We start from the raw sequence: 15,116 nt of genomic DNA, 5'->3' as shown, positions 1-15,116 counted from the left end.
ACTGAAGAACAGGGGGTGGCTGAGATGGAGACAGACAGAAATATCCTGACTGATGAAAAGTGGAGCGCAATCATACGCAATGATGCTTCTTATGACGGGGCATTTTATTATGCAGTAAAGACGACGGGGATTTTCTGCCGGCCTTCTTGTAAATCGAGAGTTCCGAATAAAGAAAACGTGCTGGTGTTTGATACGGCTGATGCAGCGCTTGATAAACATTTTCGTCCCTGTAAAAGGTGCCGGCCGAACGGTCTTCGTCTTCCTGATGAAGAATGGATTGCTCAAATCATTGAGTACATTGAACGCCATTATCACGAATCTCTGACTCTGAGTGTACTGGCCGAAATGTGTCACGGCAGCCCTTATCATTTACAGCGGACATTTAAAAAAATCAGGGGAATATCCCCGATTGAGTATATACAGAACATAAGATTGGCGAAGGCGGAACACCTTTTAAAGCATACTGATATGACAGTCATGGAGATTGCTCTGACGGTCGGAATTCCAAACACAGCGCATTTTGCCACTCTTTTTAAAAAGAGAACCGGGAATTCGCCCACAGAATACCGAAAAACTGCCGGAATGGGACAGGGAGGTTCAATATGAGTAAAGAGACAATGGTCTATTGGACACTTTTCACACGGAATGATTGGAGCCTGTATACAGCCGCCACATCTAAAGGGCTTTGCTTTATAGGTTCAAATCATGGAAGCTTTGAAGAGCTTGAGCAGTGGGCAAAAAAATCACTGCCGCAATACCGATTGGCACGTGATGATGAGAAGCTGGCGTCTTACACGGCAGAGCTGTCCGAGTACATCGAAAATGGCAGATCAGCTTTTTCAGTGCCGGTGGATCTTTACGGGACAGAATTTCAGCTTGCTGTATGGAAAGCGCTTATGGACATACCGTACGGCGAGACATACTCCTATTCGGATATAGCAAAAATGATTCAGAAACCGGCAGCCGTAAGAGCCGTGGGCGCCGCAATCGGGAAAAATCCGGTATTGATTACAGTTCCGTGCCATCGCGTCATCGGAAAAAACGGAAAACTGACCGGATTCAGAGGCGGTTTAGAAATGAAAAAGCAGCTGCTGGCATTAGAGGGCGGAAACATTGAAACACTGGAATGCCGGCTGAGCCGGACAGGGGGGAACACATGAAACTGATTTCTTGGAATGTAAACGGCTTACGTGCCGTGATGAAAAAGATAGATATCAATACTTACGTTCAGGAAACGAAAGCCGATATTTTATGTCTGCTAGAAACGAAAGTACAGGACGGACAAGTATCATTACAGCTTGAAGGGTATCATGACTATTGGAACTACGCGGTGAAAAAAGGCTACTCAGGCACGGCTGTTTTTTCGAAAGAAAAGCCGCTTCACGTGTTTTATGGACTGGGAATTGACGATCATGATCAAGAAGGACGGGTGATCACACTTGAATTTGAGAACCTGTTCGTCGTCAACTGTTATACGCCGAATGCCAAACGCGGATTAGAGCGAATTGATTACCGTCTTCAATGGGAAGCCGATTTTAAGGAGTATCTGCAGAAGCTTGACCGGAAGAAGCCCGTGATATTATGCGGCGATCTGAATGTCGCACACAGGGAGATAGATTTAAAAAATCCGAAAGCCAACCGGAAGAACGCCGGTTTCTCGGATCAGGAGCGGGAAGCGTTCAGCGCCCTGCTGAACACCGGGTTTACCGACTCATTCCGCTATTTATATCCTGATCGGGAAGGCGCCTATTCCTGGTGGTCTTACAGGACGAACGCACGTGAGAAAAACATCGGCTGGCGGCTTGATTACGTCATTGTTTCAGACAGACTGAAGCCGCGGATCAGCGAAGCGGCCATTTGCGCCGATATCATGGGTTCTGACCATTGCCCTGTTGAAATGACAGTGGATTTATGATGAGATAGCAGTAAGAGAAATCCACTCTTGCTGCTTTTTTATCACCAAAAATGGAGGAGCACATGGCAAATATAAAAGAGATTGCGAAACTGGCGAATGTGTCGGTGGCTACCGTATCACGCGTATTAAACCGACACCCGTACGTATCTGAGGAGAAAAGGCGTCTTGTGAATCAAGTGATGAAGGAGCTGGATTATACCCCTAATCGAACCGCCATTGATCTGATTCGAGGAAAGACCAATACAATCGGCGTGATTTTGCCGTACAGCGACCATCCCTGCTTTGACAAAATTGTAAACGGTATCACGAAGGAAGCGTTTGCCCATGATTACGTGACAACCCTTCTCCCCACCAACTATGACCCCGCTATAGAGATGACCTATTTCGAACTGCTGAAAATGAAAAAGATTGACGGACTGATTGTCACGTCCCGCGCGAATGAATGGGAAACCGCTGTGCCTTATCTGGAGTACGGTCCCATTGTCGCTTGTGAATATACGCAACATCAAGAGATTCCCTGCGCTTATAATGACAGGCAGGCAGCTTACAGAGAAAGCTTTTTGTATTTGAAAAACCGCGGGCATCAAGATGTTGCTTTTACATGTGTGCGGGAAGCGGAAAAAAGCCCGAGTACGGCCGACAAGGTAACCGCATATAAGGCGGTTTTCGGCTCTCTTGATGAAACCCGCATTCTGATCGGATGCCATGATATGGACGACGGAAAGCGGGCAGGTGAACACTTCTGGGGTTTCGACAAGGCGCCGACGGCCATTTATGCGCACAGTGATGATGTGGCTGCCGGCTTGTACCAGTTTGCGAAAGAACAGAAATGGGACGCGGAGATCATCGGCGAGGGAAACCTGAGCGTCAGCCGGGCATTGAATATCCCATCTCTGGAACTTCATTTGGAACGGGTCGGAAGGGAAGCATTTTTGCTGTTTTTGCACGGAGAAACGGTTAAAAAACAAATTATGCATCAATTTCAGCGGAAAAAGTCTTGAGCTGAAATGGGTTTCATGCTTTATAACTAGATTGAGAAAAAAAAGGAGGCGGACATATGCGAATTGAACATGCGGCCATATGGGTGAAAGATTTAGAACGGATGAAAGAATTTTATGAGAAATACTTCGGCGCCAAGGCCAATGACCTTTATCATAATGAGAAAAAAGATTTCAAATCGTATTTTCTTTCGTTTGACTCCGGATGCAGGCTGGAACTTATGAAAAAAGGCGGCATTGATGAAGCTCCGTCACAGAATATGACCGGATGGGCGCATCTCGCATTTTCTACAGGCAGCAAGGAGCGGGTGAATGAATTGACGGAGACGTTTAAAAATGACGGATTTCAGGTTGTAAGCGGCCCGCGCGTGACGGGTGACGGATATTATGAGAGCGTGATAGAGGATGGGGAAGGCAATTTGATAGAAATCACAGTGTAACAGTGCGGGGGAACCCGCACTGTTTTATTGATTAAATTTGCTGTGCATTAGTTTTCGGACCGAAGAGGATTAACAAAACGGAACATAGAAGCCAGCAGCCGCCGATGAACAAAAAGACGCTGATGTAGCCGAGCTTAACGGCAATAAATCCGACGAGCAGGGAGCCGAATATATTGGAAAAACGGCCGAGCCCGTACGCCAGCCCGCTCCCGGCCGAGCGATATTCCGTAGGATACGGCTCCGATGTATATGCGTATAAGTTTGAGGTGAAAACCCGTTCCGTGACATTGACGACAAATCCAAACACAATAATCATGACGGGAATAAACGTCATGCCGTATAACAGTCCGGCAATGGCAGTCAGAAAAGCGCTTGCGGCCAGAATCCATTTCCTTTGGAACGTCTCGGATATCATGGAACCGAGCAATGCGCCAAGCGGTGCGCCGACAGAGTGAAGCACATTGTACCACAGCGTTTTTTCCATGGTGATGCCGTTGCTTTTCAGCAGGCTGGGCACCCATGAAGCAAAGCCGTAAAAGCCAAAGGTTTCAAGAATCCATACCGTTGACAGGATGATGGTGATCTTTAAATTCCTGCCCTGAAACAGCCCTAAGTAGCCTGCGTGCTTCACTGTATGTACTTCTGCCGCCTCTTTTGGCGCGGGAAGCGGGCCTTTTTCTTTCTCTATACGTGCTTCAAGACGGTTCATAATGGCGTTTGCCTGATCATATGCGCCCCGATTTTCGTGCCAGCGCGGCGATTCCTCAAGCCGGCGGATAAAAAAGAAATAAATGAGACCGGCCGCCCCCCATACGAATACGAGCCGCCACCCCCATGAGCCTAAAGGAATGACAAAAGCGGAAACAACGTTTGTGACGGGAACGCCGATCAGTCCGATCATGGCGCAAAAGGAGATGTATTTTCCCCGTACGGATGATGGAAAAAATTCCGCCAAATAGCTGTTCGTCACAATCATGGCGGCCGCGACGCCGAGCCCGGTCAAGAAGCGGAAAATCATTAAGGACGGAATGTCCCATGCCAGTGCATTCAGAAAAGATGAGATCGAAAAGACAAGGACAAAACAATTCAGCGCTTTTTTCCTGCCGATCCGATCGGACAGTCTTCCGCCGATGGAGGCGCCTAAAAACATGCCCAGGAAGGATGCCGCCGTGATGTCGGCAATGACGGACAGCTTCACGCCCCAATGCTCAATCAGCGCCGGAGCCACGTTGCTGAGCGTAAACAGATCAGCGAGATCGAAAAAATAGATGATTCCGAGAGCGGTTAATACTTGATAGTGCACACGCGAAATGGGGAGACGGTCTAATCGGTTCGCTACATTTGAGAATGTCTGATGTTTCATAAAAAACCCCCTGACTTAGCAATTGTAATCAGAAAATACTGTAAATTCATCTGACGAATACATTATAAAGGTCTTTTTTTGGCAAAAACAGAGTGTAAATAACCAGAGCCAAAGGAAACGGCATAGCGCTTTCTTCTTAAAATATATAACATTTTCTATATCTGTTTCTGTTTATATTGTAAAATGTTGAAGGAAAGGAAGTTGATGCATAAATATGAATACGTTTGTACGGCCCGCAGAGGGAAGAAATAGTGTATCGAGATATCTTCTTTCTCTGTTGCTCATTGTGGGTTTGTTCTTTTTCGGAAGCATACTGACCGTGTTTTATATGTTTCTCACGTCCGCTTTCAATCCTTCACTGACGATAAATTGGGATGAGGCGGCATTAAGTGACCCGCTGGCGGATATTTATTTACAGCATATCGTCTATTTCATAGCGATTCCGGGCATTTGGATAGCGGTTCGTTTCATTATGAAGCGGCGGTTTTTATCCATCATTACACCGAATCAGTCGCTGAACTGGAAGAGAATTTTCTTTGGATTCGGCACATATGTTGTGCTGATGTTTGTCGCGGGGCTGATTGATTTTTTAATTCATCCGGATCGTTTCACGCTTCAGGAATTCCATGCTTCGCGTTTTCTGCTGCTGTTAGCGGCGGCCGTCTTGTTGGTGCCGATTCAAACCTCTGCGGAGGAATTTCTCTTTCGCGGTTTTCTGCTTCAGTTTGCCGGAAAATTGACGGCAAACGCGGTGGTTCTGACGGTCATTATCGGCGGATTATTCGGCGCACTTCATTTCGGAAATCCGGAGATGGAAAATGGAGCTCTCTGGGCGGGAATCGGATATGTTACCATCGGCATGATCTGGACCTTTATCACGATTAAAACGGGCAGTCTGGAGATGTCCCTTGGCGGTCACGCTGCCAATAATATGTTTTTATTTATCTTTCTCACAGAGGATCATTCGGTATACGGCGGCATTCCGTCGATATTTACAACAGCAGCCGGCGGCTATGAAATATACGATTGCATATCGACTCTGGTGATCAACATCATCTTCGCATGGCTCGTATTCCGTTTTGTGAAAAAAGAAAAGCAGCAGGCCGCCTAGGCTCTGCTGCTGATTTGTAAGGTGTTCATCGCTTCATCAATATCCGTCGTCGGCCTCCGGCAGGCGAAATTCTCACAAATGTAGACCGTTGTCTTCCCATCGATCATTTGATAACCCGCGGCAAAGTCAGAAATGCCGGCAAGCTCATCCGGATGTTCTGCGGCGAGAATCGTATAGGCGGGAGTGAAATGCTCCTGAAGCGCCTCAATGAAACGTTTTCTGTCCGGGTCATCTTTCCTTCCGAACAAAACGATTTCTTTTTGGGGCATTGTGTGTGCCAGTACGCTTTGCATGAAGAAAGCGCTGCTGCTCGGATAGGCCTCTATTTCCCGTTTGAACACGGAAAACATCGCTTCGGCTTTTTCAATCAGTGATACATCACCCGTCAGGCGGCCGAGACGAAGCAGCTGTACGGCAGCCGCGCTGTTTCCGGAAGGCACGGCTCCGTCATAAACTTCTTTTTCCCTGACAAGAAGAGTCTCAGCATCATTCCCCGTAAAGAAAAAACCTCCGTGCCGTTCATCCCAGAACAGCTCCAGCATGCTTGTACATAACGTTTTCGCTTTCTGCAGATAAGACGGATGAAAACCCGCTTCATACAATTCAAGGTAACCCCAGATGAGAAAAGCGTAATCATCGATAAACCCTTTGTTTTTCACTTCGCCCTCGCGGTATCGGACCATGACGCGCCCGTCCGGCATGAGGTGACGTTCGAGAAAGCGGATCGCTGTTTCCGCCATGCTGAGAAAGTCAGGCTCGTGAAATACCTTTGCGGCTTTTGCCAGCCCGGCAATCATGAGCGCGTTCCATGAGGTCAGCACTTTGTCATCTGTATGCGGATAGCTTCTGTTTTCACGCGCTTCCAGCAATTTTGTTCTTGCCTCTTCAAGGCGTTCGGCCAGCTCATGTCCGGTGAGGCCGGTCTCTTCGAGGATGGCCTCACGCCGCGTGAAAATGAGGTGCGGGATGTTTTCGCCTTCAAAATTGCCTTGATCTGTGATGTTATACACCTTGCAATAAAGCGGGCCGAGTTCATCACCGAGAAGATTCATGATTTCTTTTTTGGACCATATGTAATATTTCCCCTCACGGCCTTCGGTATCAGCATCTAAAGCTGAGAAAAAGCTGCCGTCTTCATGCATCATTTCTCGCTGAATAAACGTTACGATCTGCATCGCAATCTGTTTGTAGCGCTCATTACCCGTGACTTGATAGGCTTCCGTATAGGCAGTCAGGAGAAGGGCGTTGTCATACAGCATTTTCTCAAAATGCGGCACGAGCCATTCATTATCAGTCGAGTAGCGGGCGAATCCGAACCCGATGTGATCAAAAATTCCGCCGTTCGCCATGCCGTCGAGTGTCTTGGTTACGCCGGCCAAAGCCTGTTCCTTGCCCGTATAGCTGTAGTAGCGAAGCAGAAACATGAGCATATGCGGCATCGGAAATTTCGGAGCCTGGCCGAATCCGCCGTACACCGTGTCAAACCCGCCGGCCAGCTGGCGATACGTGTCATGAACCGCCTGTTCGCCAAGCATGCCCTCAGCCGGGTGAATCTTGACTTCAAGATGAGCGGCGGCGTTTTCGGCGATATCCTCGACATGCTGCCGGTCATTCGCAAACGTTTCGGACAGATGTTCAAGCACATCGATAAAGCCCGGACGGTTAAATTTGCTCGTCTTCGGAAAATACGTCCCCGCATAAAATGGCTTCTGATCTGGTGTGACGAACACGTTCAGCGGCCACCCGCCCTGCCCCGTCATCAGCTGGCAGATTCTCATATACACGGAATCCACATCAGGGCGCTCCTCACGATCAACCTTGATGGCTATGAATTTATCGTTTAACATACCGGCAATCTCTTCGTCCTCAAAGGACTCGTGAGCCATTACGTGACACCAATGACACGTCGAATAGCCGATGCTGACAAGAACCGGCTTGTTTAAGCGTTTCGCTTTTTCGAAGGCTTCTTCTCCCCAAGGGTGCCAGTTTACGGGGTTGTGGGCGTGTTGGAGCAGATAGGGGGACTTCTCCGTGATTAAACTGTTGGGTTTACTATTGTTTGGCATGGGCTCACCTCTTTCATAAAACAAATGATCATTTCGAATTTATTTTTCCATAATTTAATGTATTTTATTCTTTTATGATTTCGTGAAAGGCTTCATTAAGTATAGAAGAGGAATTCTTATAAACAATTATATCCTTTCGGGTAAATGATGTTTATACATCTCGATAGCATTTTTATGTTCTTTTAAAACTGCAATTGTTTTTGGATGTGGTCTTATATAAATCAAAGGATAGTCGATTTCATCAAATTCTTGTCGAATTGGGAATGCTAATCTCTCTTTATCAAGTGAAAATTGAGCGTCAATTCCTATTTTATTACCGCGAGAATCTAATCGAATCCATTTTTTAAGTGAATGAAAAAATACAGCATTTAATGCGTGAATACAATATCCCTTATCTGGCGTGTTAAACAACATTAAACGCTGATAACAAAAGCCTGTCGGTATTCCTTCTGAGCGCAATAGGGCAGCTAATAGGTTTGACTTTGCATAGCAAATTCCCTCTTTAAAGGTTAATACTTCTGAAGCATTACAAGTTACTCGCTTTGATTGAATATCCCAAGTATGGGATATTTCATCTCGAACAAATTCATAGGCTATTTTTACTTTTTCTATTTCTGTCTGCAAAGGATTGAAAAGTTCATTTGCAAGTGCACAAATAATAGGATTAGAATAATCAACTTCATTTAATTCAAGTAAATAATCATCAAAGTTTTTAGATTCACATGTCAAATTCATTTCTTCACTCCCCTCCCCACATTTTAACGAATGATACTACAGTATAGAACATGATTGGAAATATATTAAGAAGAAAATAAGAGATTACTTAAAAGCATAGTTTGAATATTTATAAAGTGTATATGAACAGGTGTAACACAAATTATGATTAGTTCTCTGCCTTAAAAATATGTAATGGCACCAATTTTTGGTCTTAACCACACTGAATGTTAGGTTCTCTTAGAGCCTTCACAAAAAATGAATTAGTTAAATCAGGAAAATTTGAAAGACCCAAGACATTGTTTATAAATAAGATAATGGCAAAAACAGCTATCACTATAATCATTATCATGTTTTTAAATGGTTCTTTAACGCGCACCATTGCCAAAGTTCCGACTATAGCAAAAATTAGAATCAGAAGTGAACCGAATGCAATCCAGCTTGTATCCCAATAACCGATAATTAAAGCTGCTAATTCATAGACACCTGTGAACACACGAAACCATTGTGGTAGTCTCAGTATATTAAATTCTTCGATAGCCGTTTATCGCCTGTCAATTTTCTGAAACTTGTCATAAGAAACATAAATATAGAGAACGTTTGCATAACAATCATGACAATATGCATATTTAACATCTCCTTGTGATCATTAATAGATATTAGAATAGTATTATGATTTACAATGATATCCCTTACTCTGGAATCCGTGCGTACGAGACCTGCTAAGAGGGCAAAAATCAAATTATGCCCATAAGTTTGCACTTACTAGTACCGTAGGGTATATGCGGCTCCAATACGAAGCTTGTAATATCCCCCATTCAATTAAATACATCTGTCGTACTGTCATCGCTTATTCTTTCTCGCCCTCTGCTGCCTGTCACTGATAGATAAAAAATTTTACTTATGTCCTAATGTCCGGTTATTATAAGAGTCATGCCACCAAGTGCATGTCAGGAATTCAATCCATGTGATAAATGGTTAATTTTAAAACTTGTTGAACCGGAATGCAAAGAGTGACAAGTCAAAGATATATAAGAAAGTTTTAAGGAGATTAGAATTTTCTAATCTCCTTAAGCATCGACCATTTTTTTTGCAATTAGCTTAAAATCTTTTTCACTTATTTCAAAATGTCCAAATCGAAAAGAATACCCCCAACGCTGCTCGTCTTTAATGAAAGAAAGCTTTGGGATTAATGGGCGAATCGGTGTTTCTGTGCAATGAATAAAACTTATTTTTCTCCTAAAAGGTTTGAAGTCATTTCCCATTTCAAACTGAAAAATATTATTATCTACAACTTTACCTAAAGCAGTAAATTTTTGATGTGGAGTACTTTCCTTAAAATGTACCTTTGGAGAGTAATAAATGATCCAATCACCTTTATTCATCTTTTTTAAAGGTGCCTCTTTGCCATGACAAAGCTGAGCAAACCCGCCTTGGATTGCTTTCATTACATGGTCTCGAGAAGCAACCCCAATCCAGTATCTTTCATTTCCCACTAAATTCAACACCCGCAATTATCCGGTATGTTCTTGTCTTGAACTGGGTTTGTGACAGGAAAGTTCATTTCTTTCCATGCTGCAATACCCCCGGTCAGCTCTTTCACTTTGTATTCATGTTCTAATAAAAACTTTGCAACTTTGGCAGCTGTATTGCACCAGACATCCCAACAGTAAACAATAATTTCTTTTTCTTGCGGTATTTCGTTTAAACGAGATTGCAGTTCTTGTTCAGGAATAACATGAGCATCTTCAATGGTTACATTTCTTACATGAATTGGACCGTTTCTCACATCGATTAAGTAGTATTTCTCAGGATTCATTTGCTTCGCTTTCAAATAATCCATAGGGCTTATCGTTGCGTCGAGGCGTGCGTTAAAATAATCGAGAGCTTGCATATTGTAAAACCTCCTGTTTTTTAGAGTGATCTCCAGATTTTAATAAGAGAATTTTTAAGTAATTGTCTTTCTTGCTGGTTTAATGGAGCTAATACTTCTAATTCTGTATTCATTAAAAACTCCCAGCGTGAATCCAATACATCGTTACCTTTTTCGGTAATCTTAAGGCTGTAGGATCTTCTGTCATTAGGATTCTTTGTTCTCTCAACGAATCCCAAATTTTCCAAATGATCGATATGACTCACCATCGTTGTCCGATCGATTTGAAGATTTTCAGAAATCTCTTTTTGTGATGAGTAAGGATTTTCTTTGATAAATAAAAGAACTCCGTATTGTCTTGCATTAATCTCGTATGGGATAAGCCCTTCGGCAAATTTACTTTCCATGCGCTGAAGAACTTTTCCGAGTAAAAAACCATAGGATTGATTCCATTTCTCCAAATAAATTCACCTCTAATGATAATCACTTAACAATATAATCAGTATAACTGATTAATCTTCAGGAAACAAGGTTAAAGTTTTATGTTTGGTAAGGTATGTCTAACTTGAAAACGGAATAGCCGATGCTGATAAGAGCCGGCTTGTTTTCGCGTTTTACTTTTGCATTAACGATCAACTATTCCCTACATCTGCCCAATGATTGCTTTGTCAAACTGTATTGTTTTTTTATCAAGCAGGCTCAAGAGGTAAATCAGTTTGAAATTATTTTTACATACATCCCTTCCTCAGCTTTTTTCTTAGCATTTTCGTTCATCGTTTTGATTTCATTTGATAATGCAGAGGAAGCGATAAGTTTGTCATCATAGAATACAGACGGATCAATAAGCCTCAATTTATTCTTACGATGCAAATGATAATCAGCCTTATCTTCTTTAACAATGACTCTTCGATGTAAGCGGCTTACAAGATTTTTCACATCTATATCCCCGGAAGAACGCAAGATGTTCATTACTTCTTCATCTGTTCCGAGCAGTGTGTTTATGTTAATGATTTCTTTATCCAAGGCGGTTTTTAAAGTCTTAGCCAAATAATCATAACCGTAAATATTAAGAGGGTTCATAAAGAAATCAATAACTTCTTTATAATAAGTTCTTACAAACCATTCAGCAGTTTTTATATTTTTTAAGTATATTTTTCCTTCTTTAATTATTAGATGATCTAAGAAATGATCAACTTCCTCCATTGTGATGTTTTCGTACTGATACATATCTCTTAAGGTATAATCGATTCTGTCAGCGCATAACTCAGGAGCTGGCTGTTCGAGCAAATTCCAATTAGAGGTGTCTAATAGAATGTCCTTGTAATTTAATCCATATGTACTGAGAATATGGGGGATTTCTGAATCAGTTATGATTTGATGATAAATGTTTTCGTGATAATCCTCATTTTTATTGTTAAACACAAAATCAATAACGTATGAAAATGCAGTATGAGATACATCGTGAAGTAAACCTGCGATTTGTTCTTCTAAAGAACCGCCAAGCTTTTTTATGAGGAGCATTACGCCTATGGAATGTTCATACCTCGTGACATTCCACTTTTGATTCACAACATAACTTGCTCCTCCTTGTAAACCCCTTTTAGTCTTTGTACTGGATGACTGAAAATAAGCTCTTCAAGAATTCCATCTATTTCATCATCGCCATAAATACTATCTGTTATCTTCATTTTCCTTACACCCCTTTGATGCGCTAATTGCAGAAACTGAAAGTCAAGCATGGCAAAGAAGTGCAACCTATCGCATCATGGATTTTCTTCCCTTTAATATTGATATACTTAACATATCACAATTCTGAAAAATTCATTTGAGCCTAATTTTATTTGCTTTCAGATAAGTGAAACACACCCCGGCGACTGTAACCATCCCGCCTGTCAGTGCAATAAACGTGGGTACTTCACCTAACCACACCCAAGAAATGACCAAGGTTATGGCTGGTGTTAAATAAAGTGAAATGGCTGCTTCTGAAGCACCGACGAGTGAAGTGACATACGCAAGTGCAAAGTAAGGCACAACCGTTGGCAATAAGCCTAAGTAAACGATAGACAATGTTGAGTTCATGGAAGCGTTCAAAAACTCTTCCCCTAAGCCAGGCAGAAATACAAGCATAGGTATTGTCCCGCCCCAAATAGTGAATGTAACGAATGGGATAAATCCATATTTTTTTATATAGCGGGCTTGAAAAACGAAATAAATACTCTCCGAAAAAGCTGCCAGCAGGATTAACAAAATGCCGTTCACTGAATTTGTATAGTTTCCTGCCCCGAAAGAAATGATCGACACACCCAATAAACTTATGATAGAGCCAATCCATTTATAAAGCCCAAAATGTTCACCAAAAAACAGACGAGATAACATTGCAGAAAAAATAGGTGTCATGGTCACGAGTAAGCTTGCTACCCCTGCGCTGACGGTTTTTTCTCCGATATTCAGCAAAATGTGATATAGTGCAAAACCTAAAAACCCTAACGATAAAATAGCGGGGATATCCTTCATGTCAGGCAAACGCATATGAGTCAAAACAGCAAAAACCAACAATGCCATTGACCCAATCAACAAGCGAAACAAAGCGAGGTGTTCCGGCGTGTAACTCTCAAGACCCGCGCGAATTCCCGGGAAAGCTGATGCCCACAACCCAATCATCAGACTGTAAGATATGCCGATTCGAACTGTTTTCTTTCTCATCTTTCTCACTCCTCTTTACAAAAACCAACCAGTTATTTAATGTTTTTCTATATTAATAAAGATTTGATGAGATGACTTCAACCAGTTAAATAGATTTTGACCCAACCACTTTAGTTTTTAAGGAGGACCCTTTTAATGAGCGCTCCAGAAGAAAAAAAGATGAGAAAGCTTCCTAAGTACATACAAATCATTCAATTTATAAAAGAGAAAATAGGAAATGGAGAATGGCCGATCGGAAGTAAGATTCCAAGCCAGCGCACGCTTGCCAAACACTTTGAGGTGAACAGGAGCACAGTCATTACAGCTTTAGAGGAATTGACGGCGGATGGATTAATCGAAGGCAGAATGGGCAAAGGGACAGTTGTTACGAACAATACATGGACACTTTTGGCTAAGAATTCCGCTCCCGATTGGGATCAGTATGTAACCTCCGGAATTCAGCAGCCAAGCCAAAAAATCGTTCAAGAGATCAATAAATCAGAATCAAATTCTGATCTTATACAGCTCAGTAAAGGAGAACTTTCACATGAGATTTTTCCTTTAGCTGTTATGAAAGAGATCATGGGAAAGGTATCCCAAAACATAGAGGCATTCGGATATGAGGAACCAAAAGGATATTTGCCTTTGAGAGAGGCATTAAGCGGCTATTTAAGAACAATCGGCATTCAAGCTTCTCCTTCTTCCATTCTTATTGTTTCGGGCGCACTGCAAGCCTTACAGCTTATATCAATGGGGCTTTTACAAAGGGGATCGACCGTTTATCTTGATCAGCCTTCCTATCTTTATTCATTACACGTATTTCAATCAGCCGGTATGAAGCTGACTGGAGTTCCTATGGATCATGATGGACTTTTGCCGGAACATATCCGCATGGCAAGGGGGGAGCGGGGGAGGGCTATATTATATACAAATCCTTGTTTTCATAATCCGACAGGTATTTTAATGTCAAAAAAGAGACGAGAAGAAATCCTTGCGGCAAGTGAGAATACACAGCTTCCCATTATTGAAGATGACATTTATCGTGAGTTATGGATAGATGAGATTCCCCCAGATCCTATTAAAACAATAGATAAAAATGGGCATGTGCTTTACATAGGCAGTTTATCGAAAACATTAAGTCCGGGCTTGAGGATTGGCTGGATTGTCGGGCCGGAACCAGTGATTGAACGTTTATCCGACATAAAAATGCAAACAGATTACGGCTCCAGTTCGTTATCCCAGAGAGTAGCGGCAGAGTGGTTTATATCCGGTGAATACCAGCAGCATCTAGAACAGGTGAGAAGTCAATTAAAGGTGAGAAGAGAATTGGCCTTGAGTGTTTTAGAAACTCATTTGAAAGATGTGGCGACATGGAATATCCCAAAGGGAGGATTCTTTGTCTGGGTAAAAATATTGCCTTCCATATCCATGAAATTACTTTATACCAAAGCCTTATCAAAAGGGATTCTGCTCAATCTCGGCAGGATCTATGCTGAGGAAAAAGGGAATTATATTCGCTTATCATATGCTTATGCATCTCTTGAAGACCTTCAAAAGGGAATTTATGAATTGGGTTTGATGATTAAGGAATTGGCAAGCAGATAAATTTATCATGATTACTTTAATAGAAAGAGACATGACACCAATGACACGCGGATTGTTCGCTGACTACGGTTGGGGTGCTGGTTAAAAAATACTTAGGAGAACTTGATATTCAAAGAGCTGTAAGAGAGAGATTATCTTTAAAACCGTCACTAGCAGAAGTCTTCAAAATTATTTAAGTTAATATACCGGTCTTTATTGAGATTTGTTTTAAATATGCATTTGAAGGTCAATTTTCTTTATGATGACTAAGAACTAAGAATTACACTACTTTATAACCGTAATTTATTAATGAAATATTTCCCGAAAAACTTTGATTTTTAATTGCAGATTGATATAACAGCCAACCATT

14 protein-coding genes and 1 pseudogene are annotated in these 15,116 nt (G+C 42.3%); 7 read left to right on the top strand and 8 right to left on the bottom strand.

Annotation, left to right across the window (positions count from 1 at the left end; genetic code table 11):
* Positions 1-24 precede the first annotated feature (24 nt).
* The 5 genes from AC2CGA_RS11575 to AC2CGA_RS11555 all read left to right on the top strand — a co-directional run bounded on the left by AC2CGA_RS11575 (position 25) and on the right by AC2CGA_RS11555 (position 3,353).
* Positions 25-606: a bifunctional transcriptional activator/DNA repair enzyme AdaA gene (locus tag AC2CGA_RS11575; RefSeq protein WP_069449132.1), complete on the top strand. Its 582-nt coding sequence runs from the start codon at positions 25-27 to the stop codon at positions 604-606.
* Positions 603-1,160, top strand: coding sequence for a methylated-DNA--[protein]-cysteine S-methyltransferase (locus AC2CGA_RS11570; protein WP_014306207.1), 558 nt, complete (start codon positions 603-605; stop codon positions 1,158-1,160). Before AC2CGA_RS11575 ends, AC2CGA_RS11570 begins: the two co-directional genes overlap by 4 nt.
* The gene (gene xth / locus AC2CGA_RS11565; protein WP_484480201.1) at positions 1,157-1,915 is read left to right on the top strand and encodes an exodeoxyribonuclease III; all 759 of its coding nucleotides are present in this window, start codon (positions 1,157-1,159) and stop codon (positions 1,913-1,915) included. Before AC2CGA_RS11570 ends, xth begins: the two co-directional genes overlap by 4 nt.
* A 62-nt stretch (positions 1,916-1,977) precedes the next feature.
* Positions 1,978-2,916: a LacI family DNA-binding transcriptional regulator gene (locus tag AC2CGA_RS11560; protein WP_024086045.1), complete on the top strand. Its 939-nt coding sequence runs from the start codon at positions 1,978-1,980 to the stop codon at positions 2,914-2,916.
* A 56-nt stretch (positions 2,917-2,972) separates the two neighbouring features.
* Positions 2,973-3,353: a VOC family protein gene (locus AC2CGA_RS11555; RefSeq protein WP_004392999.1), complete on the top strand. Its 381-nt coding sequence runs from the start codon at positions 2,973-2,975 to the stop codon at positions 3,351-3,353.
* A 31-nt stretch (positions 3,354-3,384) separates the two neighbouring features.
* On the opposite strand, the gene AC2CGA_RS11550 is transcribed toward AC2CGA_RS11555, so the two are convergent.
* A complete protein-coding gene (locus AC2CGA_RS11550) occupies positions 3,385-4,716 on the bottom strand; it encodes an MFS transporter (protein WP_088037180.1) in 1,332 nt (443 codons plus the stop codon).
* A gap of 214 nt (positions 4,717-4,930) precedes the next feature.
* Between AC2CGA_RS11550 and AC2CGA_RS11545 the strand changes: the two genes are divergently transcribed.
* Positions 4,931-5,827 (top strand): CPBP family intramembrane glutamic endopeptidase, encoded by an 897-nt coding sequence (locus tag AC2CGA_RS11545; protein ID WP_069449129.1) that lies wholly within the window; start codon positions 4,931-4,933, stop codon positions 5,825-5,827.
* Here AC2CGA_RS11545 and AC2CGA_RS11540 read toward each other — a convergent pair.
* From AC2CGA_RS11540 to AC2CGA_RS11510, 7 genes and pseudogenes are all read right to left on the bottom strand, one after another.
* Positions 5,824-7,893, bottom strand: a complete 2,070-nt coding sequence (locus AC2CGA_RS11540) for a thioredoxin domain-containing protein (protein WP_139885512.1) — start codon at positions 7,891-7,893, stop codon at positions 5,824-5,826. The genes AC2CGA_RS11545 and AC2CGA_RS11540 overlap by 4 nt on opposite strands.
* Before the next feature lie 126 nt (positions 7,894-8,019).
* Positions 8,020-8,628, bottom strand: a complete 609-nt coding sequence (locus AC2CGA_RS11535) for a transglutaminase-like domain-containing protein (RefSeq protein WP_077723116.1) — start codon at positions 8,626-8,628, stop codon at positions 8,020-8,022.
* A 1,049-nt stretch (positions 8,629-9,677) separates the two neighbouring features.
* Entirely contained in the window at positions 9,678-10,103 is a 426-nt protein-coding gene (locus AC2CGA_RS11530) for an EVE domain-containing protein (RefSeq protein WP_101562611.1), read from the bottom strand.
* A gap of 5 nt (positions 10,104-10,108) precedes the next feature.
* Positions 10,109-10,501, bottom strand: coding sequence for a rhodanese-like domain-containing protein (locus AC2CGA_RS11525; protein ID WP_077723115.1), 393 nt, complete (start codon positions 10,499-10,501; stop codon positions 10,109-10,111).
* Positions 10,502-10,521: 20 nt separating this feature from the next.
* Positions 10,522-10,941 carry a MarR family winged helix-turn-helix transcriptional regulator gene (locus AC2CGA_RS11520; protein WP_077723114.1) on the bottom strand — a complete coding sequence of 140 codons (420 nt, stop codon included), beginning with the start codon at positions 10,939-10,941 and terminating at the stop codon, positions 10,522-10,524.
* Between the two features lie 250 nt (positions 10,942-11,191).
* Positions 11,192-12,168 (bottom strand): annotated as a pseudogene (locus tag AC2CGA_RS11515) (HD domain-containing protein).
* Between the two features lie 133 nt (positions 12,169-12,301).
* Positions 12,302-13,183: a DMT family transporter gene (locus AC2CGA_RS11510; RefSeq protein ID WP_139885511.1), complete on the bottom strand. Its 882-nt coding sequence runs from the start codon at positions 13,181-13,183 to the stop codon at positions 12,302-12,304.
* A 135-nt stretch (positions 13,184-13,318) separates the two neighbouring features.
* Between AC2CGA_RS11510 and AC2CGA_RS11505 the strand changes: the two genes are divergently transcribed.
* On the top strand, positions 13,319-14,767 hold the full coding sequence (locus tag AC2CGA_RS11505) for an aminotransferase-like domain-containing protein (RefSeq protein WP_043867600.1): 1,449 nt from the start codon (positions 13,319-13,321) through the stop codon (positions 14,765-14,767).
* Positions 14,768-15,116 lie beyond the last annotated feature (349 nt).

The organism is Bacillus sp. SYZHCR11, assembly GCF_057196865.1.
The sequence above is the reverse complement of the archived record's forward strand: the minus strand, read 5'-3'. Positions and strand labels throughout refer to the sequence as shown.

Excerpts from the sequence above, each read along its gene's own strand:
- AC2CGA_RS11575 (WP_069449132.1), top strand. The coding sequence starts at position 25 with ATGGAGACAGACAGAAATATCCTGACTGATGAAAAGTGGAGCGCAATC.
- AC2CGA_RS11570 (WP_014306207.1), top strand. The coding sequence starts at position 603 with ATGAGTAAAGAGACAATGGTCTATTGGACACTTTTCACACGGAATGAT.
- xth (WP_484480201.1), top strand. The coding sequence starts at position 1,157 with ATGAAACTGATTTCTTGGAATGTAAACGGCTTACGTGCCGTGATGAAA.
- AC2CGA_RS11560 (WP_024086045.1), top strand. The coding sequence starts at position 1,978 with ATGGCAAATATAAAAGAGATTGCGAAACTGGCGAATGTGTCGGTGGCT.
- AC2CGA_RS11555 (WP_004392999.1), top strand. The coding sequence starts at position 2,973 with ATGCGAATTGAACATGCGGCCATATGGGTGAAAGATTTAGAACGGATG.
- AC2CGA_RS11550 (WP_088037180.1), bottom strand. The coding sequence starts at position 4,716 with ATGAAACATCAGACATTCTCAAATGTAGCGAACCGATTAGACCGTCTC.
- AC2CGA_RS11545 (WP_069449129.1), top strand. The coding sequence starts at position 4,931 with ATGAATACGTTTGTACGGCCCGCAGAGGGAAGAAATAGTGTATCGAGA.
- AC2CGA_RS11540 (WP_139885512.1), bottom strand. The coding sequence starts at position 7,893 with ATGCCAAACAATAGTAAACCCAACAGTTTAATCACGGAGAAGTCCCCC.
- AC2CGA_RS11535 (WP_077723116.1), bottom strand. The coding sequence starts at position 8,628 with ATGAATTTGACATGTGAATCTAAAAACTTTGATGATTATTTACTTGAA.
- AC2CGA_RS11525 (WP_077723115.1), bottom strand. The coding sequence starts at position 10,501 with ATGCAAGCTCTCGATTATTTTAACGCACGCCTCGACGCAACGATAAGC.
- AC2CGA_RS11510 (WP_139885511.1), bottom strand. The coding sequence starts at position 13,183 with ATGAGAAAGAAAACAGTTCGAATCGGCATATCTTACAGTCTGATGATT.
- AC2CGA_RS11505 (WP_043867600.1), top strand. The coding sequence starts at position 13,319 with ATGAGCGCTCCAGAAGAAAAAAAGATGAGAAAGCTTCCTAAGTACATA.